21 protein-coding genes and 1 pseudogene are annotated in these 25,748 nt (G+C 64.5%); 11 read left to right on the top strand and 11 right to left on the bottom strand.

Going from position 1 to position 25,748, the window contains the following annotated elements:
- Positions 1-30: 30 nt before the first annotated feature.
- The 5 genes from lanKC to ITP53_RS04160 all read left to right on the top strand — a co-directional run bounded on the left by lanKC (position 31) and on the right by ITP53_RS04160 (position 7,868).
- A complete protein-coding gene (gene lanKC, locus ITP53_RS04180) occupies positions 31-2,595 on the top strand; it encodes a class III lanthionine synthetase LanKC (protein ID WP_195893936.1) in 2,565 nt (854 codons plus the stop codon).
- Positions 2,592-2,741 (top strand): hypothetical protein, encoded by a 150-nt coding sequence (locus tag ITP53_RS04175; RefSeq protein WP_195893935.1) that lies wholly within the window; start codon positions 2,592-2,594, stop codon positions 2,739-2,741. Before lanKC ends, ITP53_RS04175 begins: the two co-directional genes overlap by 4 nt.
- Positions 2,742-2,860: 119 nt before the next feature.
- Positions 2,861-5,329, top strand: coding sequence for an ABC transporter permease (locus tag ITP53_RS04170; RefSeq protein WP_195893934.1), 2,469 nt, complete (start codon positions 2,861-2,863; stop codon positions 5,327-5,329).
- On the top strand, positions 5,326-7,110 hold the full coding sequence (locus ITP53_RS04165) for an ABC transporter ATP-binding protein (RefSeq protein WP_195893933.1): 1,785 nt from the start codon (positions 5,326-5,328) through the stop codon (positions 7,108-7,110). Before ITP53_RS04170 ends, ITP53_RS04165 begins: the two co-directional genes overlap by 4 nt.
- Positions 7,110-7,868: an ABC transporter ATP-binding protein gene (locus ITP53_RS04160; protein ID WP_195893932.1), complete on the top strand. Its 759-nt coding sequence runs from the start codon at positions 7,110-7,112 to the stop codon at positions 7,866-7,868. Before ITP53_RS04165 ends, ITP53_RS04160 begins: the two co-directional genes overlap by 1 nt.
- A gap of 194 nt (positions 7,869-8,062) precedes the next feature.
- On the opposite strand, the gene ITP53_RS04155 is transcribed toward ITP53_RS04160, so the two are convergent.
- The 3 genes and pseudogenes from ITP53_RS04155 to ITP53_RS04145 form a co-directional block, all read right to left on the bottom strand.
- Positions 8,063-9,829 (bottom strand): IS1634 family transposase, encoded by a 1,767-nt coding sequence (locus ITP53_RS04155; protein ID WP_195893931.1) that lies wholly within the window; start codon positions 9,827-9,829, stop codon positions 8,063-8,065.
- 269 nt (positions 9,830-10,098) lie between these two features.
- Positions 10,099-10,530 (bottom strand): annotated as a pseudogene (locus ITP53_RS04150) (ISL3 family transposase); the annotation flags it as partial.
- Positions 10,531-10,620: 90 nt separating this feature from the next.
- On the bottom strand, positions 10,621-11,682 hold the full coding sequence (locus tag ITP53_RS04145) for an integrase core domain-containing protein (RefSeq protein ID WP_195893930.1): 1,062 nt from the start codon (positions 11,680-11,682) through the stop codon (positions 10,621-10,623).
- 67 nt (positions 11,683-11,749) lie between these two features.
- On the opposite strand from ITP53_RS04145, the gene ITP53_RS04140 reads away from it, so the two are divergent.
- Complete coding sequence (locus tag ITP53_RS04140; RefSeq protein ID WP_207755509.1) at positions 11,750-12,001, top strand: transposase; 252 nt, start codon at positions 11,750-11,752, stop codon at positions 11,999-12,001.
- A gap of 378 nt (positions 12,002-12,379) precedes the next feature.
- On the opposite strand, the gene ITP53_RS04135 is transcribed toward ITP53_RS04140, so the two are convergent.
- The 6 genes from ITP53_RS04135 to ITP53_RS04110 all read right to left on the bottom strand — a co-directional run bounded on the left by ITP53_RS04135 (position 12,380) and on the right by ITP53_RS04110 (position 18,202).
- Positions 12,380-13,540 (bottom strand): cytochrome P450, encoded by a 1,161-nt coding sequence (locus ITP53_RS04135; protein WP_195893929.1) that lies wholly within the window; start codon positions 13,538-13,540, stop codon positions 12,380-12,382.
- A gap of 8 nt (positions 13,541-13,548) precedes the next feature.
- The gene (locus tag ITP53_RS04130) at positions 13,549-14,748 is read right to left on the bottom strand and encodes an MAB_1171c family putative transporter (RefSeq protein ID WP_328813906.1); all 1,200 of its coding nucleotides are present in this window, start codon (positions 14,746-14,748) and stop codon (positions 13,549-13,551) included.
- Positions 14,741-15,259: an ImmA/IrrE family metallo-endopeptidase gene (locus ITP53_RS04125; RefSeq protein WP_195893927.1), complete on the bottom strand. Its 519-nt coding sequence runs from the start codon at positions 15,257-15,259 to the stop codon at positions 14,741-14,743. The genes ITP53_RS04130 and ITP53_RS04125 overlap by 8 nt, the downstream gene beginning before the upstream one ends.
- 183 nt (positions 15,260-15,442) lie before the next feature.
- Entirely contained in the window at positions 15,443-15,946 is a 504-nt protein-coding gene (locus ITP53_RS04120; protein WP_195893926.1) for a helix-turn-helix domain-containing protein, read from the bottom strand.
- A 139-nt stretch (positions 15,947-16,085) separates the two neighbouring features.
- Positions 16,086-17,162: an IS701 family transposase gene (locus ITP53_RS04115; RefSeq protein WP_195893925.1), complete on the bottom strand. Its 1,077-nt coding sequence runs from the start codon at positions 17,160-17,162 to the stop codon at positions 16,086-16,088.
- On the bottom strand, positions 17,147-18,202 hold the full coding sequence (locus tag ITP53_RS04110; RefSeq protein WP_195893924.1) for a hypothetical protein: 1,056 nt from the start codon (positions 18,200-18,202) through the stop codon (positions 17,147-17,149). Before ITP53_RS04110 ends, ITP53_RS04115 begins: the two co-directional genes overlap by 16 nt.
- A 67-nt stretch (positions 18,203-18,269) precedes the next feature.
- Here ITP53_RS04110 and ITP53_RS04105 point away from each other — a divergent pair, with 67 nt between their 5' ends.
- Positions 18,270-19,331 (top strand): integrase core domain-containing protein, encoded by a 1,062-nt coding sequence (locus ITP53_RS04105; RefSeq protein WP_195893923.1) that lies wholly within the window; start codon positions 18,270-18,272, stop codon positions 19,329-19,331.
- A gap of 1,715 nt (positions 19,332-21,046) precedes the next feature.
- Here ITP53_RS04105 and ITP53_RS04100 read toward each other — a convergent pair.
- On the bottom strand, positions 21,047-22,192 hold the full coding sequence (locus tag ITP53_RS04100) for a helix-turn-helix domain-containing protein (RefSeq protein WP_195893922.1): 1,146 nt from the start codon (positions 22,190-22,192) through the stop codon (positions 21,047-21,049).
- The gene (locus tag ITP53_RS04095; RefSeq protein WP_195893921.1) at positions 22,189-22,548 is read right to left on the bottom strand and encodes a hypothetical protein; all 360 of its coding nucleotides are present in this window, start codon (positions 22,546-22,548) and stop codon (positions 22,189-22,191) included. Before ITP53_RS04095 ends, ITP53_RS04100 begins: the two co-directional genes overlap by 4 nt.
- Positions 22,549-22,715: 167 nt before the next feature.
- Between ITP53_RS04095 and ITP53_RS04090 the strand changes: the two genes are divergently transcribed.
- Genes ITP53_RS04090 through ITP53_RS04075 form a run of 4 tightly spaced genes read left to right on the top strand, consistent with a single transcriptional unit; the run spans position 22,716 to position 25,651 of the window.
- Positions 22,716-23,177, top strand: coding sequence for a hypothetical protein (locus tag ITP53_RS04090; RefSeq protein WP_195893920.1), 462 nt, complete (start codon positions 22,716-22,718; stop codon positions 23,175-23,177).
- 7 nt (positions 23,178-23,184) lie between these two features.
- Entirely contained in the window at positions 23,185-23,670 is a 486-nt protein-coding gene (locus ITP53_RS04085; protein ID WP_195893919.1) for a DUF7665 family protein, read from the top strand.
- The gene (locus ITP53_RS04080; RefSeq protein WP_195893918.1) at positions 23,667-24,263 is read left to right on the top strand and encodes a hypothetical protein; all 597 of its coding nucleotides are present in this window, start codon (positions 23,667-23,669) and stop codon (positions 24,261-24,263) included. The genes ITP53_RS04085 and ITP53_RS04080 overlap by 4 nt, the downstream gene beginning before the upstream one ends.
- Positions 24,260-25,651, top strand: coding sequence for a hypothetical protein (locus tag ITP53_RS04075; RefSeq protein ID WP_195893917.1), 1,392 nt, complete (start codon positions 24,260-24,262; stop codon positions 25,649-25,651). The genes ITP53_RS04080 and ITP53_RS04075 overlap by 4 nt, the downstream gene beginning before the upstream one ends.
- Positions 25,652-25,748: the final 97 nt, after the last annotated feature.

The following is a 25,748-nucleotide window of genomic DNA, read 5'->3' as shown; positions in this document are numbered from 1 at the left end:
CCGCACGAGCAGAGGGAAATGAGGGAAGGCATGGACCAGCGTTACGACCTCTACTGCGCCAGGGACCCGTTCTTCTATGAGCGCCCTGAAAGCAATGTGACGCTGTTCCCCGTGCTTGAGGAGCCGGCAACTCCTGCAGGCTGGAATCGGTTCGTGACCAGTGGCTGGGTGCACTACAGCGCGCCGGGCGTGACGATCCCGCGACAGGGCTGGAAGATTCACGTGTCGGCCACGATGGAGAACGCAGAACGCGTTGCTGCCAAGGTGCTTGGCTACTGCGTGGAGCGGAAAATACCGGTCAAGGTCGTGCCAGGCCCAGAACCGTGGCGGAGCCGAAACGCGAAATACGCAGAACGCGCCGGCAGCGGAAAGCTGGCCACCGTCTATCCACGTGACGAACAACAGCTTGAAACTATTCTGAACGAACTGGGTGACGACTTAGAAGGCGAGCCTGGGCCGTACATTTTGAGCGACCTGAAATGGCATGGGGGTCCTCTTTACGTTCGCTACGGCGCCTTCCAGGCGCGGCGCGCCTGGGATGAGTCCGGCCGCGAGGTGCAGATGATCGAGGACCCGCACGGCAATCTCGTAAGCGATCCGCGCGGGCCGGTGTTCTCCACCCCGGAATGGGTACGCCTGCCAGACTTCCTGCGGCCCCACCTCGACCGGCGCAACGCCACACGGCTCGATAACTTCCCCTACGAGATCGTCACAGCCCTGCACTATTCCAATGGTGGCGGCGTCTACGAAGCCAAGGACAGGCAAACGGGCCGCAGGGTCGTCGTCAAGGAAGGACGCTCCCATGCGGGTGTCGATAGGGCCGGGCGCGACGCGGTGACCCGGCTAAGGACGGAACGCGCGGCGCTGGAGAGGATGGCAGGACTGCCCTGCGTCCCCAAGCTCATCGACTACACCGCGATCGGCGAGCATGAGTTTCTGATCGAGGAATTCGTCGAAGGGGAGTCACTCTACAAGGCGTGTGGGCGCCGTAACCCCCTCATTATGGGCGGCGATCCCTCGCCGGACGACTTCGCGGCCTACGGGCGCTGGGCGATGGCTATCTGGCAGCGGGTCTCTGACGCCGTGCACTCTATGCACGACCAGGGCATGGTCTTCGGCGACCTCCACCTGTTCAACATTCTCGTGGGTGATGACGACCAGGTCCGCCTCATCGACTTCGAAGGTTGCTCGCCGGCCGAGGAGCGACAGGGACAGGTCATTGCTAACCCTGGATTCGCCGCTCCGCATGGCACCACGGGGACCGACATCGACGAGTTCGCTCTGTCTTGCCTGAAGCTCGCGATCTTCGCCCCATTGACATCATTGCAACTGATTGACCCAGGCAAGCCGGCACACCTCGCACGGCTCGTCGTGGAGAGGTTCGCGGTGCCGCGTGACTGGCTCCCCCAGGCGGGAGACGGCGCTGGCATGCTGGTGGGCGAGTCGGGGCCGGAACTCATCCGGTCGTCAGCGGCCACCCTCCTGTCGACTGCTACACCCGAGAGGGAAGACCGGCTGTTTCCTGGCGACGTCGCCCAATTCCTCGTCTCGGGTGCGGAGCTCGGTCTCGCTCACGGCGCCGCGGGGGTCTTATGGAGCCTCCACCAGGCCGGGGCCGGCTCCTTTCCCGAGGGCGAGCGCTGGATTCTGAAACGGCTCCGGCAGGAGCGGGCCGACCTGCAGCCGGGTTTCTACAGCGGCGAGCAAGGGATCGCCTACGCGTTATGGGACCTCGGCCATCGAGACGAGGCGATGGAGATCGCCGTCTCCTCCGCAAGGAACTTCGACCCAGAACCGCTGGACAGCAGCCTGTTCATGGGGGTGTCCGGCATCGGCCTGAACTGGCTGCGCCTGGCCGGGCTGACGGGGGACGAAGGGCTGATGCAGCGTGCGATCCAGGCCGGTGAGATCGTCGCCGGTAGGCTGGGCCCTGTGGAGTCCGTCCCGACGATCAGCGGCCAAGGGCATGGGTTCGCGGGACTCATGCTCGGAGGTTCAGGACCGGCCCTCCTACTCACTGCCCTGTACGAGGTGACGGGTGACATGGGATGCCTCGACGCGGCGGAGACGGCGCTCAGGCAGGACCTGCGGCGGTGCACGGCCGCCTCGGACGGTGGGCTGCATGTGAACGAGGGCGGCCGGACGATGCCCTACCTGGCTGAGGGAAGCGTCGGCATCGGCCTGGCGCTCCAGCGTTTCCTCCAGCATCGCGACGTGCCCGACCTGCGCGAACCTTTGTCCAGCATCAAACACGCCGCCACCTCGTCGTTCTGCCTCTTCCCTGGCCTTTTCCAGGGCCATGCCGGCCTGATCCTGTTCAACGCGCTCACCGGCTCGAGCGAGACAGCACGACGGCAGGTGCGCGGGCTGGAATGGCATGCCACCCAATGGGAGGGGAAGGTCGCTTTCCCGGGAAACCAGCTCCTGCGGCTGTCCATGGACCTGGCGACCGGAACGGCGGGTGTACTGCTCGCCCTCGCCGCCATCGAAGGAAAGGGCGATCCTCCCGTCGGATTGCCGTTCCTCTGCGAAAGCTTCCTGCCCGGCAACGGTCAGGAGGATCAAGAAGGTCTTCCGACAAAGGAAAGGAGGTGAACGAGATGTCCCTCTACGACCTGCAGGGTATCAGCGCGAACGCGGATGCCGAGCTGATGGCCAGCGGCTGGAGCGTCAGCTGCTGCAACGTGGACACCGGCCACAGCAGCCTCTCCTCGACGTGTCACGACAGTTTGTTCTCGTAGGTAGAAGGATCGGTGCTTGCTCCGAGCGATATTCGGAGCAAGCACCATCTCCGTCGACTTTACTCTTCATGCAGGATGGTGTGATGGTTTGGTTTGCGTGGCGAGCTCTGCGCTGGCACATGGGCACCGTGCTGGGGAGTTTCGTCGCACTCAGCATCGCGGCGTGTCTGACCGCCAGCTTCATCATCCTGCTAGACTCTGTAGGACGCCAGCAGCCGCCCGTCGAGCGGTACGCGGCCGCCGACATGGTGGTGCACCCCGCCAGGCCGGCGGACAAAGGCATGGTGACCCAGGAGACGGTACGCCAGGTGACCGCCCTACCGGGGGTCGCGGGTACCGTGCCAGAACTAAGCTTTCCCGCGCTGCTGCTCAGGGCGGATGGAGCCCCTATCAAGGTCGAGGGGGACCAGCGTCCGCACGCCTGGGGCCACGGCTGGTCGAGCGCCGTGCTCACACCGTTCGTCATCCAGCAGGGGCGAGCGCCGCACGGGCCCGAAGAGGTCGTCCTAGACACCCGGCTCGCTTCTGCGGCGGGCGCTCAGGTGGGCGATCGGTTCCGGATCACCGTGCAGAGCGTGGCCGCGGCCTACCGGGTCAGCGGGATCGCAGATTCCCGGACACTTGTACGACACCAGTCCGCCGTGTTCTTCTCGGACGACCGCGCTACGGACCTGGCCGGGCAACAAGGCGACGTGGACGCCCTGGGCATCGTGCCGGAAGACGGCCTGTCGGCCGGGAAAATCATGTCCGCCTTGGCGGCGGTGCCGGGCCTGCGCGTCGCCACAGGCGCCGGGCGCGCGCTGGCCGAGGGCAACCTGACCAACGACGCGAACCTCGTCGAATCCCTGCGATTCGTCGTCGCGCTCGTCGTACTAATCGCGGTCGGCGTCATCAGCGGCGCGATGGGGCTGGCCATCAGGCGCAGGGCAAAGGAGATCGCGATCGTGCGGGCGATCGGCGCGCGGCCCGGCGCGGTTCGCCGTATGTTGTTCACGGAAGGGCTGTTGATGGGGCTGCTTGCCGCAGTCCCTGGGCTGTCGCTGGGCTGGCTGCTCGCCCTCGCGATCGCGGAGTGGTTCGATGGGATCTTCTCTTTCAGCGCCCCGTTCCAGGTCGTCGTCACACTCCCGGCCCTCCTGTGGACAGTTGTGCTCACAATGGCGCTCGCCGGGGTGTCGGCGTTGCTCGCGGTTCGCCACGCGCTGCGCATCCGTCCAGGCGACGCGCTCGGAGAAGCACCCACTGAAGGTCGGAATCTGGGGCAAGGCAGGCTCATGGCGGGGCTGGGATGCCTGGTCGGCGCCACGGTGCTGACCGTTGCATGGACGTTCGGCTGGTTGCGGCTGGGCGACACCATTGACATGTTCATCCTGGTCGGCGTGCTGGGCCTAGTGGTCACAGGAGCAGGCATGCTCGCCCCGTGGGCTGTGCTGTTCGCCAGCCGCCGGATCCGAGGAACCGTCGTTAAGGCATCCAGTATCGGCGGCTTCTTCGCCGTCTCCAACGTCGGGTTCAACCACCGCAGATTCGCCGGGACCATGGGGCCGCTGGCTCTGGGGTTGACGCTGTCCGCGGCCGCCGTGGGATCGCAACTGCACGCCGACTGGCTAGCGGCCACGAACGCCGGGCGGCTTGTGGCGGCCCAGTACGTCATCGATCCCCACTACACCGGGATGCGCTTCGACGGCGGCGTGCGCAAGGCCCTCGCCGAGCAGGAAGGCGTCCTGGACGTCGCCGGGCTTAGAGACGTCTATGGCGTGGAACTGGCCGCTGGCACCCGGACCAGCACTGCTGCGGCGGCGATCGTGGCAGGAAACCCAGGCAAGGTCTTCCCCGTCGACGTGATCGCGGGCGACCTCGCAACGCTCGGCACGGGCTCGGTCGCCCTCGACCGGCGGCTTGCCGGTGAACTCCAGGTCGAGAGCGGATCGCGGGTCGAGTTACGCTTTCCTGGCGCGCGGCCCGCGTCCTTCGGCGTCGTCGCGGTATACGAGGCGGTCGAGGGTCTCCCGCCGCTGTTCACGAGCGATTCGGCAGCGCGGCCGTACGTGCCTGTGGAGCCATACCAGAGGCTCTACGCCTGGACGGAGCCCGGCACGCCGACCGCGAGACTGGAAGCGGCGGCGGCGCGCGTCGCCGGGGATCCGCAGGCGGTTGAGATCCGCTCCCACAGGGAGTACGTAGCGGAATCCGCCAGGCGTAGCGCACAAAGCAACCAGTTGCTCACCTATATTGTCGGATTTATCGCGGTGTTCTGCCTGATCGCTGCGGTCAATGGTCTCGGCGTGGGCACGCTCGACCGACGTGGGGAGTTCGGCAGCATGCGCCTGCTGGGAGTAGCCCGCAGGCAGATCTACCAGGTAGTGACCTGGGAAGTGCTGCTGACCGTCCTGCCGATCGCCGTCCTGGCCACGCTGCTGGCCGGCTGGACGGCGCTGCTGTTTGCGCTGCGCACACCCGCGGGGCTAGCGCTGCTCCCCGAGTTTATCCCGTGGGACTGGCTCGCGACGCTCAGTGGTGCGGCCGTCGTCGCGGGGATCGCCAGCACCTTATCCGCCGCTCACGCCGCGCTCAAGGATCCCGCATGAGCCGCGATCTGCTGCGCTTCCTGGGTGGGTTCACCGGTCGCCTCGGCGTGCTCGCGCTGCTGATCGTCGCTCAGTCGAGCCTGTCTGTCCTGCCGATTCTGGTGGGCCAGCGGCTCATCGACGAAGGCGTCATGGCCGGTGATCCCGGACGGGTATGGGGATTCGGTTTGGCATTCGCGGGCGCGGCGGCGTTGCACGCTGTCCTCGTGTTCGCCGAACGCGGCTTCGCCGTTCGCTTGGGCGAGGATATGGTTCTACGACTGCGCCTCGATCTCTACACCCACCTACAGCGGCAGTCACTGGGCTTCTTCACTGCAGCCAGAGCCGGTGCGATCGTGTCCAGGCTGCACGGAGACGTGACCGGGGTCCAGCGGGTCGTGTCATCCACCATCCCGGCCGTCGTTGGCGCCGTCGTCTCCCTGATCGTCGCCGGCGTGGCGCTGCTCGCGATGGAGCCGCGTCTCGCGCTGGCGCTGGGGGTCGTCATGCCCGTTGTGTATGGCGCCACCACCTGGGTCTCCCGCAGGCTCAAGAGCGTGAGCCGCCGCTATCTCTCCGCCAACGCAGACCTCGACTCAAAAGTAGCAGAACGGTTCAGCGTGGTAGGAGCGGAGACCGCCTCCTTGTACGTCCATCCGGACCGCGACCGTGACGTCTTCCGCCACAACGTGGTCACCATCCGTAACCTCGTCGTACGGCAGGCTCTGCTAGGCGCTGGCCTGTCGGCCTTCCTCACCCTGGCCATAGGGATGGCAGGCGCGGGTGCCTACGTCTTCTCCGGACTGTGGGTGATCTCCGGAACCGTTTCCTTCGGCATGATGGTGGCAATGGTGGCGCTGCTGGCACGGCTTTACAACCCGATCGTCACGCTCGCGGGGGTCAAGGTGGATCTCGTGACGGGCCTGGTCAGCTTCGGCCGGGTACGCGAGATCCTCGATTTCGCCCCCCGGATATGCGATGCGCCGGACGCCCTTGAGTTGCCCCGTACGGGAGGGGCCTGCGTAGAGTTCTCTAAGGTATCGTTCGAGTACCCCGCCAGTATGGACCTGGTGGTGCCTTCGCTGGCCGGGGAACTCGCCGCTATGGAGGCACCTCGAGGCCCTGTGCTCGGTGACTTTAGCCTCACCATCGAGCCCGGCATGACAGTGGGCTTGGTCGGACCGTCAGGATCGGGGAAGTCCACACTTGCCCGGCTGCTGGTCCGCTCCTGGGACGTCGGCTCCGGTCGCATCCTCATTGATGGGGTGGACCTACGCAAGATCCGCCTTGCGTCGCTGCGGAACTCGGTCGGAGTAGTCACCCAGACCCCATTCCTGTTCAACGGCACAATAAGAGCGAACCTGCTGATGGCCGCCCCGGAGGCGGATCAGGAACACCTGATCGAAGCCTGCCGCGCGGCGCAGATCTGGGGCATGATCGAAGCAGCACCTGACGGGCTGGACACCATGGTGGGGGATGGCGGGATGCAGGTGTCGGGAGGAGAGCGACAGCGACTGGCCATCGCTCGGCTGCTGCTGACCGATCCGCGCATCGTGATCCTGGATGAGGCCACCTCACACCTCGACAATGCTACTGAGCAGGCGGTACAGCGCGCTCTAACGCCCTTCATGAAGGGGAGGACCTGTCTGGTGATCGCACATCGGCTGGCCACCGTGCGCGACGCGCAACTCATCGTGGTCATGCACGAGGGGCGTGTGGTGGAGCAGGGAAGTCATGCGCATCTGGACGGGATGGGCGGCTTCTACGCCCGCCTGAGTCGTACGCATAAGGAGACAGCATAATGAAGCGGCAGGCGTTCCCCGAGCAGCAGGTGTCAGCCACAGTGCGCCTCGAACGCGTGAGCAAAGTGCACGGGAGTGGCGTTGCTGGCGTCACCGCCCTTGACGACGTCACGGTCGCTTTCCCCACGGGCTCCTTCACTGCGGTGATGGGTCCTTCGGGCTCGGGGAAATCGACCCTGCTCCAATGCGCAGCTGGTCTGATGCGGCCCACCTCCGGCCGTGTTCTGCTCGACGACAACCCGCTCGAAGGGCTGAGTGAGAAGGAGAGCGCTGACGTCCGCCGCGAACGGATCGGGTTTGTCTTCCAAGCGTTCAACCTGCTGCCCGCGCTCACGGCCCTGGAAAATATTACGCTGCCGTTTCGCCTCTCCAAGCGCAAGCCGGACCAGCAGTGGCTGGAGGCTCTGCTCAGTGTGACGGGCATCGCCGAACACGTGGCCCGGCACCCGCATGAACTGTCGGGCGGTCAGCAGCAGCGCGTGGCGATTTGCCGTGCGCTGGCACCACGGCCGCACGTGGTCTTCGCCGACGAGCCGACAGGGAACCTGGACACCCGTTCTGGTAGGGAGATCCTCTCCTTGATGCGGGCCATCGTCGATCGTCTTCAGCAGACGGTCATCATGGTGACGCATGACCCAGGCGCGGCGTCGTACGCCGACTCGATTATCTTTCTCGCGGACGGCCGCGTGGCGGAGATGACCGGCAGGCTCGCGGCCGCAGACGTCGCCGAACGACTGACCCGCCTCGGTGACGGTTGAACTCAGCCGGTCGTACTGTAGCCAAACTCCGGAGCCCCGCTGCCGAAGTCGTTGACGTCCGTGACTCCGGCGGCCCTGTGGCCCGCGTTCCGCGTAATTCAGCGGCATAGAGGTCCGAATACGAGCTCTGAGCTGGGCTGACACGGGTGTGACCGCCTGGAGGGCGTTTCTCTAGGGGGTGATGTTCGTGCTGGTCAGCGCGCTGCGGGTTGCAGGTCGATGACCTGCTTGGGAACCGGGACGGCAAGCTTGGCGAGCAGGTCCCGCTGGGCCTTGGTCAGGGCGGTGACCTGCCGGAACAGGCCCGCAGGGCCGGTGAAGGCGCCCAGGTGGAGCCGGTCAAGGTCGCGGCGGCAGGCGAGCCAGGTGCTGCCGGTCGTGGTCTCGATGATCCGGATGAGCAGCAGCGCCAGCCAGCAGAGGATGACATGGGCGCGGATGCGTTCTTCGAGCCGGTGATAGACCGGGCGCAGGTCGATGATCTGCTTCATGTCGCGCCAGCCTCGCTCGACCTCCAGCAGCTGCTTGTATCCCAGGGCGATGTCCTCAGCGCTCAGGTGCGGGTCGCCGCAGCGCAGCAGATACTTGCCGTCCAGGTTCTCCTCGGCCTTGACCTTCGCGGTGTCGACGCGGAGCTTCCCGGCCGGCGTCGCCCGCAGATACCGGTTCAGGCCGGGCTTGGCGGCGATCTTCCCGCGCAGCTCGCCGCGCTGGAACTCGCTCACCGCATCGGAGCCGTCGATCAGGTCGGTGAGCTGGGCGATGAGCTGGGCGATGAGCTGCTCACGCATGCGCCTGTCGCGCTCGGCCGCTTCGGGGTTGTGGCAGATGACGAACCGGTCGGTGTCGCTGATGCGCACCTCCTTGATCCGCATGTTGCCGGAGATGTCGGTGTAGCGGCCCTGCCGTGACAGAGCGGCTTTCACCTCGGCCGATCCGGAGCGCAGCTTCTCCCCGATGATGTACTGGTGGTCGCCTTGCCGCAGGTAGCGGCGGTTTTCCGCCGAAGAGAAGCCCCGGTCGGTCACCCACACGATCTTCGACAGGGTCCAGTCGCGCATCTCGTCCTTGACCTGCCGGATCAGCCGCTGGTCGGAGGCGTTGCCGGGCCAGCACCAGCAGCGGACCGGGATCCCGTCCCGCGTGACGGCCATCCCGATCACGATCTGCGGAAGATCGTCACGGGAGTCCTTGGAGTTGCCATAGGTCCGAAATCCCGCCGCCCGGCTCTCCTGCCCGTCGCCGGCCTCGTCGCCGGCCTCGCGGTCGGTCTCGCGGTCGGTCTCGCGGTCGGGCACCCGCTCGCCGTGCTCGTCGCGGGCGACGGGCTCATCGGCGTGCCCGAGTTCGAAGTAGGTGCTGGTGGTGTCGAAGAACAGCAGGTCGACCTCAAGATTGAGCAGGTTGGCGACCTCGTCGAACACCTGCTTCTCCAGATCGTCCTTCACCTCGTGCAGCCAGTCCATCGCCCGGTAGCACGCATCGTCATCGGTGCCGGGCAGGCCGTCGATATGGACGTCATGGGTGATCCAGTCCGCGGCGGCCAGCTTCGAGGACGGCGCGAGCGCCCGATTCGCGACCAGGCCGAACAGTACCCGCTCGGTCGTGGTCATGTTCCGGCGGCGGCCTCGCTTGGGCTGCCCGACCCGGCCGACGATCTGATCGATCTTCAGTCGCCGCCACAGGTGGTCGAGGACGTAGCTGCCGCCGAACGGGACCGAGGACGTGAACTCCAGGTCCGAGGCTGTCGTCGCGGCCAGGGCCTCGCCCGGTTCCAGCAGACGCGATAGAGACGCGACGAGCCGCCGGACCGCCTCGCGATCGAGTTCGTCCTCGCGACCGAAGGTGAACAAGACCTTCGGCACCGCACGGCCCTTCACCGGATCCCACTCGTTGTGGGCCAGATGCAGGTATCGGACCGTCCCGGACTTGTTCTCCCGCTTGGTCGTCTTCACATACATGCCTCTAGACCATAAACCTCCACCCCAGCACAGTGCAGCCGAATTACGAAAATCGCGTCTCTAGGCGAATCTGGTCTGTTGGCTCCGGCCCGAGTCGCTGACCAGCATGTTCAGGCCGGACCGGTCTCTAGGAACCCCGAATTACGCGGAACGCGGGTGTGGGCGAGTTCCTTCATTCCCGTTGTCAGAACCCCACGAACCTATTTGAGATAGAAGGGGCTGTGCAGCTGTGTATGTCGGCTCTTCGACTTTGAGGGGGAAGGTCACCCTCATGCCACAAAGTTGATCGTTTGATGTGTGCAGGCCAACCGTACGCGGCGGCGTTGGTTGGTCAGGTTGCGGAAGCCGAACGCCACGCGGGCGACATCCTTGATGAGCCGGTTCGTGCCCTCGGTGCGGGCGTTGGTGATCTGGGTGGTGATGAAAGCCAGGGTCTCGGGCCACCAAGCGTCGATCGTCTCGGCCAGCGTGGCCAACTCCGGGATGTCGGAGTTGGCGCACCAGGAGTGGAAGCGGAACAGCCGGTGGGAGATCACGGAGCGGGGCTGCTGCTCGCGGGCGCAGGCCAGCAGGGTGCGCAGTTCTTCCTTGGCGATCCAGGCGGTCAGGATCTGGCCGGTCGGTTCGTGGTCGATCAGGGCGTTCCACATGTGGGCCAAGGTTTGCTGCGACAGGCGTTCGCGGGCGCGGAGCAGGCGGCGGCGGTTGGCCCATTCGGGGTCAGTGGCGCGTGTACCGCTTCAAAACTCGTGCACGTGGCCTTGGCCTGAGCTGGTGTTTCTTCGGGTTGGTCAGGCGGCGCGGTGGTACTCGTTGATGGCCCCGCTGAGCACCTCTCGGCGCTGAATCCGGCCTTCCAGCGGTACCACGACGTCCTCGTCTTGATCAGGTGGGCGTTGCCGGCGGGACTGGTGCGGGCGGTGCGCGTTGTAGTGGTCGGCGTACTCGTTCAGAACCGAGCGAAGGTGGCGTTGGTCGTAGATCAGCATGCGGTCGGTGCATTCGGCTCGGACGGTTCGGACCCAGCGTTCGGCGTAGCAGTTGGCTCGGGGCGTTCGTGGCGGTGTCTTTATCACCGTGATGCCCAGGCTGGTGAAGATCTCGTTGAAGGCGGCGGTGAACTTGGCGTCTCGGTCACGGATGAGGAACCGAAATGACCTGGCCCAGTGGCCAAGATCCATGAACAGGTTTCTCGCCTGCTGAGCCGTCCAGGCGCCTGTGGGGTGAGTGGTGACGCCCAGGATGTGCACGCGTCGCGTTTCCACCTCCATCACGAACAACACGTACAGGCGCTTCAGGAAGACCGTGTCGACGTGGAAGAAGTCACAGGCGAGCAGTCCCTTCGCCTGCAGGCGCAGGAACGTCCGCCAAGAGGTGTCGAAGGTTCGTGGCGCCGGACTGTGCCGGCGTGAACGCAGGATCCGCCGCACGGTCGCCGCGCTGACCTGCAAACCGAGCCGAACCAGTTCACCGTGGACCCGCCGGTATCCCCATCTTGGGTTCTCGCGGGCCAGGCGGAGGACCAGGTCCCGGACCTCTTTGCTGGTTCCGGGACGGCCGGTGCGGTGTGGGTATGTCCATGCGCGTTTGATCAAACGACGATGCCAGGTCAAGAGGGTTCCGGGGGTGACCAGCCGATGAGCGCGCAGCACCGACGGCAGGACGCGGGCCAAGGCCGCCAGGAGCGCCCGATCGGCCCAGTCCGGCTTCGGCCGGACGACCTGACGCTTCAACACCGCAACCTCGTGGCGGAGGACCATGATCTCGACATCCTTGGAAGCCTGGCTACGCCCCAGCAACACCAGCCAGCCGAACACCCGGATCAAGGTCAGATACAGCAGACGAACCGGCACGAACTGCGATCTTGCCCGTAGGGCCTGTGGAGGTCAAAGCCGCAGATCAAGCACCACGCGATGAGTTATGAAGCGGTACAAGGACAAGTACAAGCTCCGCGCCGGAGTCGAAGGCACCATGCGCCAGGCCGTCGCAGTCACCGGCGTTCGCCGAGCCCGCTACCGAGGACTGGCGAAGGTCCACCTCGAACACATCTTCTCCGCCGTGGCACTCAACCTCATCCGCCTGGACGCCTGGTGGAACGGGCACCCGCTCGACCGGACCCGCACCGGCCACCTTGCCCGCCTCGAACTGGCAGAACTCGCTCTCGCGGCCTGAGGTAAGTTAACCAGCAGGGTCGCCCCCCGCGTCAAACGCCGCTCAACGACCCACAGATCAGGCAGAAGAGCCTCAAGTAGGTCTGCCGAAGGAGCACGACTGATCATCATGCCGCACTTTATTCTCTCCTGATGGTCGGAGCTCGCGCACGCCACGCGAAGGCCCTCATCGCCGTGACCTGGGTGGATGTAATTATCGGCTGGTGCACTTTTCTTGAACTCGGGGGAGAAACTCCTGTGTAGTGCCACGTACCTACCTCTTCCGGACTACATGTCAGCTTATGCGGCTGTCTGTCCGGAACCTTCGGGGCACCTCACCAGCTCGATTGGTGAAACGTCAGATCAGATCCCACGGCGCGAGGTCTGACATTCTACAGGTCTACCACCTCACGGGTAGCGCGGTAGGCCCGTTGACGAGATGGCCAGTTCGCCATGGAATTGCCGAGGAGGGAACTGCGAGTGCCAGGTTCGGGAATCGGCGCACCAGCCCGGCCATCGCCATCTGAAGTTCGGCGCGGGCCAGCATCGTGCCCAAGCAGAAGTGCAGGCCGTGGCCGAAGCTCACATGGGCGTTCTCGGAGCGGTCCAGCTTGATCTCGTGAGCGTCGGCGAAAACAGCGTCATCGCGGTTGGCGGCCGACGCTGAGATCACCACTCCACTGCGGGCAGGAATGTGCACCCCTCCCATATAAGTATCGTGTGTGGTAACCCGAAAGAGCAGCTGGGGAACGGCCGGGTATACTCTCAAGAGTTCCTCCATCGCTGAGGGGATGAGCGACGGGTCGGCACAGAGCACCGCATACCTTTTCGGTCGACTCAGCAGCGCGTACACACTCGCCGCGAGCTGACTGAGTGTCGTCTCGTGTCCCGCAACAAGGAGAACAACCGCGAGATTGACCAATTCGGGACCGGTGAGCGCGCCTCCTTCTCCTTCCGACGACAAAGTGCTGAGCAGGTCGTCGCCCGGCTCGACGGTCTTGGCGGCAACGAGGTCAGACATATAGCTCCGCAGGTTCTTGGCCGCCTCGAACACTGCCTCAGGAGAATCCGTCACCGACAGCATGGCGTGTGACCAGGTACGGAAGGTCGCGCGGTCCTCGTAAGGCACTCCGAGCAACTCGCAGATCACCGTGATCGGCAATGGTGTGCACACTGCCTCAACTAGATCGGTGGGCGGACCGGCCGCGGCCATGTCGTCCAGCAGCCGATCGACGACCTTCTGGATGCCTGGCCGCATAGCCTCGATGCGGCGGCGAGTGAAGGCCCGGGAGGCGATGTTCCTTATGCGCGTATGGCGGGGCGCGTCCATGTCGAGCAGGCTGTCGGGTACTCCTACTGACGGGCGTGGCGCGTATCGGGGGGCGCCGGGCTCCAGGGTGGCAGCCCTGCTGAAGGCGGGATCGGTCAGGACGCGGCGCGCGTCCTCATACCGGGTAACTAGATAGCCTTCCTCTCCGGATGGCAGAGTGTAGCGTCTTACCGGCCCGATCTCCGGGACCTCGTACTCGCTCTGATGCTGGATCGAGTTGGCATTGGACATGTCAACAATCAGCTCCTCACGTCGAGGCGTGCAAAGGCACGCGATAGTTGCGTCAGATACGCGACTTCTTCTTTCATGGGCGATATTTCCCGTGTGATCATCGCGCCGTCTTGATCGCCGGTTGCCTGGCCAGATTCCGAGCGATCGTCCTCAACGGCGTCGGCAGTCCTGTGATCGTCATCGCACTCTTTAGCTGAGAATGCATGTAGGACCGAGGCGAGGGATCGGGCGTGAGTTGCCACGTCGACCGTCGTACCGGCCGTAGATTGCTGCTCAAGGTGTAGATCGCGGTAGGGCTCGAGAATTAGCAGGCCGTCGCGGATCTCGATCACGCGACGATACAACCTGTACCCCACGGCATCACTAAGCGTGTGAGTCGGTTGCCTTCTCACATATGGCATCGCGGTCGTCAACGCCAGCCACAGGGGGTGGAGCTGGCGTAGCGCCCGTTGCTGAGTCGCTGCTCGCCAAGGTGTTGCCAGGCGGGGTCCCCATATGCTGATCGTGGGGCCGGAGAGGACAAGGAGCAGAGCACCGAGGCCAAGATACGTAGCCGCATAGGTGGTCGCCCCAGGCGGCAGGGGCAACGACAGGTAACTCATTACAACCGTGCCCCCCAGGTAAAGGCTGTACACCAGGCCGCAGATGTCGCCTGCCACGAGAAGATACATCCCCACCCGCAGATACTGCTGTTGCGCATAATTCTTATACCGCCAGGCCAAACGCAGCGTACCGATTAGGACTGTAACGATGTAGCTGAGGAATATCAGGTAAAAGCAGACCACTAGGTGGTTGCCCCCGTAGACAGCGAGGAAGCTCGCGCCCACGTCGTCTCGGGACCCGGAGCTGAGAAGCAGCACCCCCATGACAGCGATTGCACCGGCCGCCCATAACAGGCGAGTTCGAACCCGCGGAGGGTGGCTATCTCGGCGGCACGTCACGTAGCCGATCATCATCCAGAACCCTGCCATCGAGCAAAGGAAGAGGCTGAATGCAAGCCAACGACCGAGACCGTGGATACCAGTCCAAAGATCCAGCAGCGGGCGTACATCCGGGGACTGCACCAACGCTCCGAGAGCGAACGTCATCACATGCACAAGCCATGCACAAACCACTGGCGAGCGGCGGCGAATGGACAGATGGCGAACCGTTTGAACGGCGAGAGCCCAGACGAGTAAGGCCTCTATCCAATAAAGCGCGCTAGTCACGCAAGCCCCCCACCTGCGCACCCCAGGCGCGTTCGATGTTCCTGATCACATCGGCGATGTCAGGAGGCGGTTCGGTTGACGACATAGTGTCAAAGTCATGCGTGAGGGCCCGGGGAGCCAGGATGAGCTCGGCGAATGTTTCGGCTTCGTCTTCATTGGGGCTGACGTAACCGTTACGACAAAGAACGCTCTTTATCATCTTGGGGTCCAGGTCAGGCAGGAGCAGGCGGTGAAGATCCTCACTGCGCCAGCCGCTGTCATGGTGATCGAGCAAGAGATGCCCGAGCTCGTGCAGGATAATGTGGCACTGGTGCAGTGGAGATTTGCTGCGGGTATAGCAGAGGAAGTCAGTATCCTTTGTCTTAACATATAGGCCACAAGGGGCATTGTGAGACCCAGACATGGCGACCAAGCGAATTGGGCGGCCCCGTCGTTCCTCGACACGGTTTATGAAGATACCAATATTGAAGGGGTTGGGTAAGATCTCACTGTCCTCCAGCGCCTCAATCAATAGCTCGCAAGGCGTCCGCCGTTTTCTCGTGAATAACACCCATCCGGCCTCTCAATTGTTATGCCTCAGCCTCAGGGCATCGTGTATTACTGCACACGGCGCCAGCTCCTAAAGAGCGAGCTTAAGAGTGTACGTAGACACTGTAGCGCCGGTCCTCTTTGCGCCATGTTCCGCCCGCTGAGCTCATCCATCTGTTGTGTCCGGCGGCGTGTGGGCGGCTGGCGGGGCAGGGCCTATGGCAGCTTCCAGGCTGCGGATCGCCTCGATGATTCGACTGATTCGCTCGCGTCCATCTGGCGAGGGATCCAATAGGCGACCTACCAGCCACTGAACCTGGTTATCCCGCATACTTTGCAAGAGTTTCAGCTGCTCATCGATGCGGCGGATCTGGGTATCGACCCGGGCTTCGTCTTCCACACCCAACTGACCGGGCTCATAGAGATAGATCGGGTCAACGCCGAAGAAATTCGCTAGAGCGACGACTTTGTCGAGGCTTAGATTGCCCGGCCGGATTCCTTCGCGGATCATCTGCAAGTACTGGCGGGAGATGTGAACACGATCCCCGGTCTGCTGCCGAATAGCCTCCGCAACTTCTCCATAGGAGAACTGGCGTCGAGCGGGGTTCGAGTCCTCGGCGCGCTCAGGATGTAGGCGTAGCTGGAATAGGGTATCCAGCTTCTCCGCCAAGCTGAGTGATCTGTCTGAAGCAGGCATAGGTCTCCGAAGCCGATAGCAGCGTGTCAACCAATGTACAAGTGGATCAACTGCTGAGGAACCCCCGGGTTGCACTCTTCAGTGGCGCGAGCTGACATCTCGAGTTTGGCCGTTATCCCGTTGCGTAAGTCCAGGTCAGCTCGTCGTCGCTGATTTTCGTGGGGTCGGGTTGCGCGGGCCAGGTCGCTGAAAATCGTGAGGCGATGACCTGGCGGCGGAGCAGGGCGAGCATGTCGTCGAAGCTGGGCCGGCTCTTGGTGCGATACCAGGGAGCGCGGCGGCGGTGATCGGCGACGACATCCGCGGTGTGGTGGGCGTGGCGGGCGTACCAGATGATGACCAGGCTGTAAGCGATCATGCCCAAGGGCAGGGTGCGCTGGACGGCCTTGACCGTGCGGTTGCGAGCTTGACCGACTCCGAGCAGGTGGCGGGACTCCAGGAACGTCTGCTCGATGGACCATCGCCACGAGTACCGGACAACGAGATCCTCAGCGGCAGTGTGGAGGTCGGTGGTGACCAGCGCCAGGTCGAAGGCCTTGCCGGAGTCGAGGTGGCGGACCCAGATGACGCGCACCGGGCGGGGCCCGAAGGAGCCGTACCACAGACAGCGCAGCTCGCTGATGCGGACGGTCTGCTCCTTGTCGTACAGGGACAGCTTGCGGATCTTCCAGGAGCGGGTGGCGGCCAGCTCGGCGACCTGGCCCAGTCGTTCGCCTTTGGTGCGTGGTCTGCCGCGTCGTTTCCCCTGGGGTGCGGGTGGCAGCTCGTACAGGACGGCGTTGCGCGGGATCCGGCATGTCCAGGACACCTGCGTGGGCAGCTCACGCAGGGGTTTGCCGTGGTAGGCGGCATCGGCGGCGACGTGGATCAGCCGGTCGCCGCCGGCGTGGGCGAGCAGCGTGGTCAGCTCGGCGGCGATGGCGACCTTGCCCGGGCCGTCCTTGAGGTAGAGCCGGATGAAGACGGGCAGGCAGACCGCGCGGGGCAGAAACGGCAGGTGGACGACGATGCCGGCGGTGACGAAGCAGGTGCCCCGGCTGGTCTTGCGGCTGCCGGGCGCCGAACCGTCGTACTGCCAGAACGCGCCGTGGACCTTCCTGCCCGAGCGGCGGGTGACGCTGTCGTCGATGGCCACCACGATCGGCGCGCCGGCCGGGACGAACCAGGCGATGATCAGCCGGGTGAGCACGAGGCCGACGTGGTCGATGCACCAGACCGCGCGGGAGAAGCCCGGAGCAGCGAGACCGCTCGATACAACGCCTCGCCCAGGACCGGACCTGACCAGCCAGTGCCATCACTCATCGGCTCCACGCTGGCCGGTGGCTGGTGGTCGTAGGTGAGGGCAGCGAACCGCTGCGCGATCACGCTGGCGGTGCCGGTCGAGTGGCCGCACTCGGCCAAGGCGGTGCCCAGCCAGTCGGCAACCGGCACGTAGGTGGTCAGCGCGTGCAGGACCATCTCCGGGCTGATCTGCGCGGCCTGCTCGCGGCGCTGCGCAGCGAGCACATAGACGACCATGGCCGTCACGACGACCGCGTGGACCTGCTGCGGGATGTAGGCCCGGCCATTCCATCGCGGCGCGTGCCAGGGCGCAGCCCGGCGCACCGCGTCGGCCCAGGCCGGGTCGTCCTGGCGGGTGAGGTACTCGACGAACTGCGACAGGGAGTGGCCGTCGTGGTCGTCCTGGAGCGGGTGGCGGTCGCGATGCCAGGGCGACTCAGGGCTCACCTGGGCGGCGAGCTGCTGGGCAGCGTCGCTCACCAGGTCAGCCATCCGGTCGCCGTCCTCGCCGAGCAGGGCGGCGTCGTGGACGGGATCGAGGATCGCCCGCAGCGCTGGCCAGGGGGCCAGCTCATACTCGGACCGGCCGATCACCTCCGGGACGTCCCGCCACGCCCCACTGGGGTACTGTCGTCCCCCGGCCAGTCCTGGCGCCACCGCCCGCAGGCGACAGACGGCCCGGTAGGCGGCGGTCGACCGGCTCATCCTCGGGTCCTCGGCAGGCAGCCCCTTCAGGTCGTCCTGCGGGAAGGGCGGAGGCGGAAACTGCCCTCGGCTGTACCGGTCGACCATGACCGAGGCGGCTGCCCGGTAGGCGGCCAGCCGACACTCCCGCCATTCGTCGCTCTCCACCTCCATGTCCGAGAAACTGCGGGAGGGGGCGTTGGCGGTGAACCACGGCCAAAGGTCGGCGAACGATTCCCGCATCGCGATCCTGTACCGCTTCATAACTCATCGCGTGGTGCTTGATCTGCGGCTTTGACCTCCACAGGCCCTACGGGCAAGATCGCAGTTCGTGCCGGTTCGTCTGCTGTATCTGACCTTGATCCGGGTGTTCGGTTGGCTGGTGTTGCTGGGGCGTAGCCAGGCTTCCAAGGATGTCGAGATCATGGTGCTCCGCCACGAGGTTGCGGTGTTGAAGCGTCAGGTTGTGCGGCCGAAGCCGGACTGGGCCGATCGGGCGCTCCTGGCGGCCTTGGCCCGTTTCCTGCCGTCGGTGCTGCGCGCTCATCGGCTGGTCACCCCGGGAACCCTCTTGGCCTGGCATCGTCGTTTGATCAAACGCGCATGGACATACCCACACCGCACCGGCCGTCCCGGAACCAGCAAAGAGGTCCGGGACCTGGTCCTCCGCCTGGCCCGCGAGAACCCAAGATGGGGATACCGGCGGGTCCACGGTGAACTGGTTCGGCTCGGTTTGCAGGTCAGCGCGGCGACCGTGCGGCGGATCCTGCGTTCACGCCGGCACAGTCCGGCGCCACGAACCTTCGACACCTCTTGGCGGACGTTCCTGCGCCTGCAGGCGAAGGGACTGCTCGCCTGTGACTTCTTCCACGTCGACACGGTCTTCCTGAAGCGCTTGTACGTGTTGTTCGTGATGGAGGTGGAAACGCGACGTGTGCACATCCTGGGCGTCACCACTCATCCCACAGGCGCCTGGACGGCTCAGCAGGCGAGAAATCTGTTTATGGATCTCGGCCGTCAGGCAAGGTCATTTCGGTTCCTCATCCGTGACCGGGACGCCAAGTTCACCGCCGCCTTCGACGAGGTCTTCACCAGCTTGGGCATCACGGTGATGAAGACACCGCCACGAACGCCCCGAGCCAACTGCTACGCCGAACGCTGGATCCGTACCGTCCGAGCCGAATGCACCGACCGCATGCTGATCTACGACGAATGCCACCTTCGCTCGGTTCTGAACGAGTACGTCGAGCACTACAACGCGCACCGCCCGCACCAGTCCCGCCGGCAACGCCCACCTGATCAAGACGAGGACGTCGTGGTGCCGCTGGAAGGCCGGGTTCAGCGCCGGAGGGTGCTCAGCGGAGCCATCGGCGAGTACCACCGTGCCGCCTGACTAAACCGAAGAAACACCAGCTCAGACCACGTGCACGAGTTTTGAGGCGTTACAGGTTTGTTACCCGGTGGCGCGATCGACGGCCGAGGCGTAGGCGCCAGCTTGAGGATCACCAGAGGGGATTCGAGACACTCTCTCACTCTCGCGGACACCACCAGGCCGGGGTCTGTGGTGAGGCAGAAGTGCCGCCCAGGCCGGGGCCTTTGCTCTCCAGCGAACGCGGGCCTTTCACTTACGGCCATCGCGCACTTCACGGGATCGTCTTGTGGCGGTCCCCCGCTGATCGGTAGGTCGGGCCATGTGTCCAGGACCGGCCGCAAGGGTGGTTCGCAGGAAAAGTCCTCGACGTACTCCAGCTCCGGTTGAGCAAGGGATGGAACTGGTCACGACCGGGGCCGTCCAGGTGGACGTGGATGGTCCCGCAGGACTCGGCCGGTACCCGTAATTCGCGCGCGTCGTACACCGCCACGTCGGCCACCCCTTCGTCGCCCTCCGCCTGCGAATTCACCGATGATGGCGTGGGCTGGTGCGGGGACGGCCGCTTCGTCGTGGGGCTTGTCGGAAGGCGGGTGCCAGGCTCTGGTCCCCAGCCGAACGGATCGGGCAGAAGCCAGGCGGCCAACGTCACCACCAAGCTGGCTACGGCAAAGATCGCTGCGTTCCGTGACTTCTTCTGGGACTCGCCGGCGCCCTCCATGACGGCATCATGCTCCTGGAAGAGCGCAATTACACGGCGCATGGTCGTAGACGAGTAAAGCGGTCGATCACGAGCGGACCCGGTCCACAGGGGAAGCCAGTACGGCCGCCGCCACGAACGGCACGTGAATGTGGCCGGAGGCGGCTTGACCAGTGCTTGGACGGGTCTGCGGTCAAGCCGGGCGTGTTCCGCCCGCCAACCCTTCCACCATGATCTTCTGTTGGGTGTCGCTCGGGTCTGGCTTGACGATGCGGTCTCAGGCGGCCGATGCCCGGCACCGCAAACCGGCTCATTTCGATCACGCCGTCGGCCCGCCGATGTGCCGGACGCGTGCCGAAGAGCATGTGACGAGCAAGAACTCGGCCATCTCCACCTCGGAATAGAGGGCCGAGAATCGAGAAAGTGCAGGTCGGAAGGGGTATGGAGTGGTAGGGCGCCCGGGGCTCGAACCCGGAACCTACGGATTAAAAGTCGACAGCTTTTATGTTCAGCACTGTTGAACTATATCTGAATGTATCACTCTGCCCGCAAATGTTGTCGTCGAAAATGTCTAAGAATGCCGCCCGGTGCCATGCCGTGTCAGGTGCCGACGAGCATCCAACGAGCAACCACGGGGCGGATGGCATCCCTTGACCGTTCTTACTTTACTTCCGATTGACGAGCTGACGTCCCGGATGGTTTGTGGTCTCGAAGGGGATGGATGTCGTTCGCAGCGGACCTTTGATGATCGTTCATGTACCAGCGATTCCGGGACGGAGCCGTCACGCGTAGCCTGATGACCCCGTCACAGCCCCCTGGCCGGCGACCGGCCAGGCGTCACTGATAAAGGCATGCAAGCCGGATGGCCTGATCGGCGGAGTCCTTCGCGAATACGCACATGACGCTCGAATTATGTAGATGAGTTTTCGGGCACACGCAGGTCGGAGTGCTGGTTCACGCCGTCATTCTTCTTGGGCAAGTAGCCCTGATGATCGCACGCAGCGCGTCGGCTCATTTGGTCGTAATGATTGCGATGCATTCAGATGGCTGTCGGACCCCCCGAATCGTGAAGTTTTATCGGGCATGTTGTTTCTAGCTGATTGACATCCTCATCTGTGATTGTGCCGCGAAGACTGCCTCCGACTGCCCATCGTCCAGTTAGACGCCCATGCTGGCCTGCAACGATGGCGGTTCCCATGCCTAGTTTGGCAGACAGAAGTAGCAACTGCTGACGTGTGGTGGCCCGTGCGATCAGGTCGCGGGCGTTACCTGGGAAGAGCATTTCCTCGGCAAAAGAGTTAGCTTCCTGCTCGGGGGCGTCATCAGAATTTCCTTCCAAGTCCAGGAAGGTGGTTCGCCGGGGATGAAGGGCGATGTGGCCGATTTCATGAAGCAGGGTGAACCAGAAGATGTCGGGCTTGCGATTTCGTTCGGTCAGCCCGATGACCGGTCTATCGGCTCCCAGCCACCATGTGGCTCCACACACGCGAGTGCCAGGGACCTGCCGGACGAAGGTGAGAACCACTCCGGCCTCAGCGAGCGCAGCTCTGGCCGTCGCGAAGCCGTCGGTGATGGTTAGATTTGTCATCCCTCGGATAGCTCGCGCGGCTGAGCGAAGGGTGCTCACCCGCAGGCGCGGTACCTGCGCCTGTTCTGCACTGCATTCAACGAGGCGAAGCCATAGGGCAGTGTTCTGTTCCAGAACGGTGAAGGCCTGGCTTCGACGGAATGACACCCGTGGCCGTTGCCAAGTTTGCTCAAATGCTTCCGGGCTGGCTACACCGAAGAACTTGAGGATTTTATCCACTCTGTGGACGGGGTCGTCGTTTTGGCTCGTGACTCCGTGCCGAGCCAGTGTTGGCAGATCGAACGCCTTAGCCCATATTGTGTATTCAGCGAGAGCTGCCTTGGCGCGTTCCCGGCTGGAATAAGCTTGGTAGTCCGCATCGGCTCGAATCCAAAACTCTGCATCGATTCCGAGCGCTCGCTCAAGAAGCAATGCGACATCCCCAGAGATCCCGATGATCTCTTTCACGACCTGGTTGATGTGCTTCGGAGTCAGTCCTGTGCGTTCGGCGAGTTCGGATTGGCGAATCCCGCGGGCTTCCAGAACCTGTCGCAGGAGCGCACCGGGATGAAGGGACCACCCTGGAGTGATGCCAGCTGGTTCGTTCTGGGCGGTCACCCGACCATCCTGAGCCCGAGCCCCGACCGTCCACCGGCGACAAGGTCGGTGATCTCCAGCCTCCAGACGGCAGCAGGCTGAAGATGGGGCTGCAAGATGCTTTCGCCTTCCTGGCCCTTCGCGTTCGCGGTCATCACAACACTCCCGAACTTCAGTGTGATTTCAGAGGAGATCCTCTCAGGCAGGGGGATGATCATGGTGACCAGCCCGAGCTGGAACACCTCGACCAGGCTCGGCGCGGCCATCCGCAACACGTGGATGAGCATCATCACCTGATCGCTAGCGCCTGGCCACGTCTGGGCCAACGCCACGGACGACGTGATGATCTGCGCCAGTCCGGTGTCCATCGCGGTCATGATCACCCCTCCAGTATTCCAGCCATCGGTTGAGACAGCGAGCGACTCAGGTGACGCGTCCGGCCTCAGAAATTAACCGAGATCGCGAGATCTATGCTTCACTGGGAAGTGGATCAGGCCTAGATCTGGATGGCAATCTTCAAAGGATCATGAAAGGTAGGACGTAGATGCGTATCCACACCTACTCGGCTGCAGATTCAGCCGTGCTCACGCACTCCGAGGTCTCTCCGGGTACCCGCATGCGGGAACTGCTGACGCTGGAGGCCGATGACATCGCCTACCGGCTGGACGAGGAGGTCGAGCTCGACATCGACGCGACGGTCGCCGAGATCTTCGGAGACAAGCCGGGGCACGTGATCGTTCACCCCTGCCGTGCCATCGCCGTCACGGTTTCCTACGCGGGCTCCCAGGTCCGCATCACCACGGCCCCGTCCACTCGGCTCAAGCGGGTGCGGGCCAAGGCCATTGCCGAGTTCGAACTCAGTGACACCGACGCTGCTGACCTGGTCCTGCGCCTGCCCGGCTCCACCGACGACCTTCCCGCCACCAGCCCGATCGGCGTGTACGCGCCCAAGGGCACCTGCACAGCAGCGCTCGACCTGGTGCACCTCGTGCGCCCCCAGGGCTGAGCGCCACATGACTGTGCCTGGCATCGACCCCAGCAGCCAACGGCTCGACCTCGACCTCGCCTCCAACGAGTTCGAGAACGGGGTCGATGCCGGGCTCTGGCGACTGGTCACCCTGGACTGGCCGCACCTGCTCGTCGCGATCACCGCCGGCGACGGCCACGCGCTCGGCATGAAGATCCTGGTGGACGGCTACCCACGCCTGCCCCCCAGCGGACAGCCATGGGACCTGGAACAAGGTGCTCCCCTCCCGGTCGAGCAATGGCCCACCGGAGGAACCGCGGCGCAGATCTTCCGCACCGATTGGTCGGTGGGAAACCAGAACGCCCCGTACATGGCATGCGACCGCCAAGGGCTGGCCACCCACACGAACTGGGCGGCAGAGCATCCCAGCAGAGCATGGAACCCCAGCCGCACGATCACCTTCTACCTGCAGCAGATCTCACTGGAACTCCAAGACGCCGTACTACCCCAACCTGCGCCGGAGACCCCATGACCACCCCGAACCCTCGGCTCACGATCGACGCCGCTCTCTTCGAGGTACTCCTCCACGAACTCGCCCGCCGCGGGCAAGGAAGCCGCGAATCAGGAGCATTCCTGCTGGCAGGCGTCAACCCGATAACGGAGCCGCAGGAACGAGGAGAAACCGTGGTCAGCCTCGCGTTCTACGACGACCTCGACGAGAACTGCCTGACGGGAGCAATCAGCTTCGGCGCTGACGGCTACACCACTCTCGGCATGATCTGCCGCGACCAGAACCTCCGCGTCGTCGGCGATATCCACACCCACCCCCGTGCCTATGTCGGCCAGAGCAAGATCGACGCCGCGCATCCCATGGTGGCGCTGCCCGGACACATCGCGATCATCGCGCCCCGGTTCGCCCAGGACCCCATCACGATCAGCGAACTCGGCGTCCACGTCTTCGGCGGACGCGGCCACTGGACCTCGCACTTCGGCGACGACGTGGCCGACATCCTGCACGTCCACGCCTCTCATCACACCGTCAGCAAGACGGCGGCCACCTTCGCCGCGCTCCGGCGTTGGGGCGCCCGCCTCAAGCGCCGCATATCCCCTTGGAGCTCGCAATGACCGCACCTCTCAAGCCCGATGACATCAACCGCACCGCCCTCCTGGCCGCGCACGACGGTTCACAACCCACCCTCCAGGCGGCGATCACGGCGCACGCCGCCACCGGAATCATCATCTCCGCTGACAACGCCACATGCTTCGACGCCAACGGACAGGCGGCTCTGCTCACCGCAGTTGCGACCGCTACCAGGGCCTTCGGCACTGCCGCCGTCATTCTCGACGCACCAGAGACCCTCATCGCCAGGGGGCCCTTCACCGGCCGCACCCTCGCGGAGGCCATCACCGATCAGGGCGCCCACCTGGTCGCGAACGAGGATCGAGAAAGGATCAGCGCCGACTCTGCAGATTGGCCCGCTGTGCCCATCGGGGCTGACGCTTTCGTGCCCTCTGACCATGCCGGACGCCACGGCAAGCCGCGCCCCATATTCCGCGTCTCCTGGTCGGGGTGGGTCGCACACGTGCACACTGGCCAACCACCGGCGCCGCAAACGAATGGCCAGCCATGTGTCTTCGCGGCGATCACCGCTGCGGCGTTGGCGATCAGTGAAGCCTTCGCCTACATGCGAGCGCGACCAGGCAGTGATGCCGGCTTCCGCGACATCACTTTGAACCTGTGGAACCTCGGCCACGACGGCAGCGACAACGGCCCGGCGCTCGCTCACGCCCCCGACTCGTGGTGGCTCGTGGGCCTCGGTCACCTCGGCCAGGCCTACAGTTGGGCCATCTCTTGGTTGCCCTACCTGGATCCGGCCGAGGTTCACATCGTCCTGCAAGACGTCGATCGGACCGTGCCCGGCAACCACAGCACGGGGGTTCTAACTCCACGCGACTCACTCGGAACCCCGAAGACCCGTCTGGTCGCGGCAGCGCTGGACCATGCCGGATTCACCACGCAGATCATCGAGCGCCGCCTCGGAACAGACCTTCGCCGGTCCGCAGACGAAAGCCATGTCGCACTCATCGGCGTCGACAACCTCCGCACCCGCCGCGTGATCTCCAACGTAGGTTGGCGTACCGCCATCGACATCGGCCTCGGCAGCGGATCGGAGACCTTCTCCTCCCTCTTGATGCGCCGATTCCCCGGCGTCCAGGCCAGCGAACAGGTCGAGGGCTGGGCCACCGACCCACCCCCGGCAGCCGTCCCGGCCACCCAGGCATTCGCAGATCTGAGAAATCACCACAACGCTTGCGGAATGGTCGAACTCGCCGGCATAGCAGTGGGAGCATCGTTCGTCGGCATCATCGCCGCCTGCATCGCACTTGCCGAGGCCACCCGGGAATTGCACGGCGGCACAGGCTGCGACATCCTGGCCGTCGACCTCGCCACCATGGACCTGCAGAGCGCAGCCGCCAAGGCGATCGCTGACATCATCAGCATTCCGCTATAGGACCGGATGCGGCTGCTTGGTTCGGAACGGGGTTGTCTTCATGGATGAACGCAATCTGCGAGCGGGGTCATCGGCGTCCAGCGCTGCAAAGTGTTGA

This window comes from Nonomuraea cypriaca (assembly GCF_015645445.1).
Taxonomy (GTDB): Bacteria; Actinomycetota; Actinomycetes; order Streptosporangiales; family Streptosporangiaceae; genus Nonomuraea; species Nonomuraea cypriaca.
This window is presented reverse-complemented; position numbering and strand designations above follow the sequence as displayed.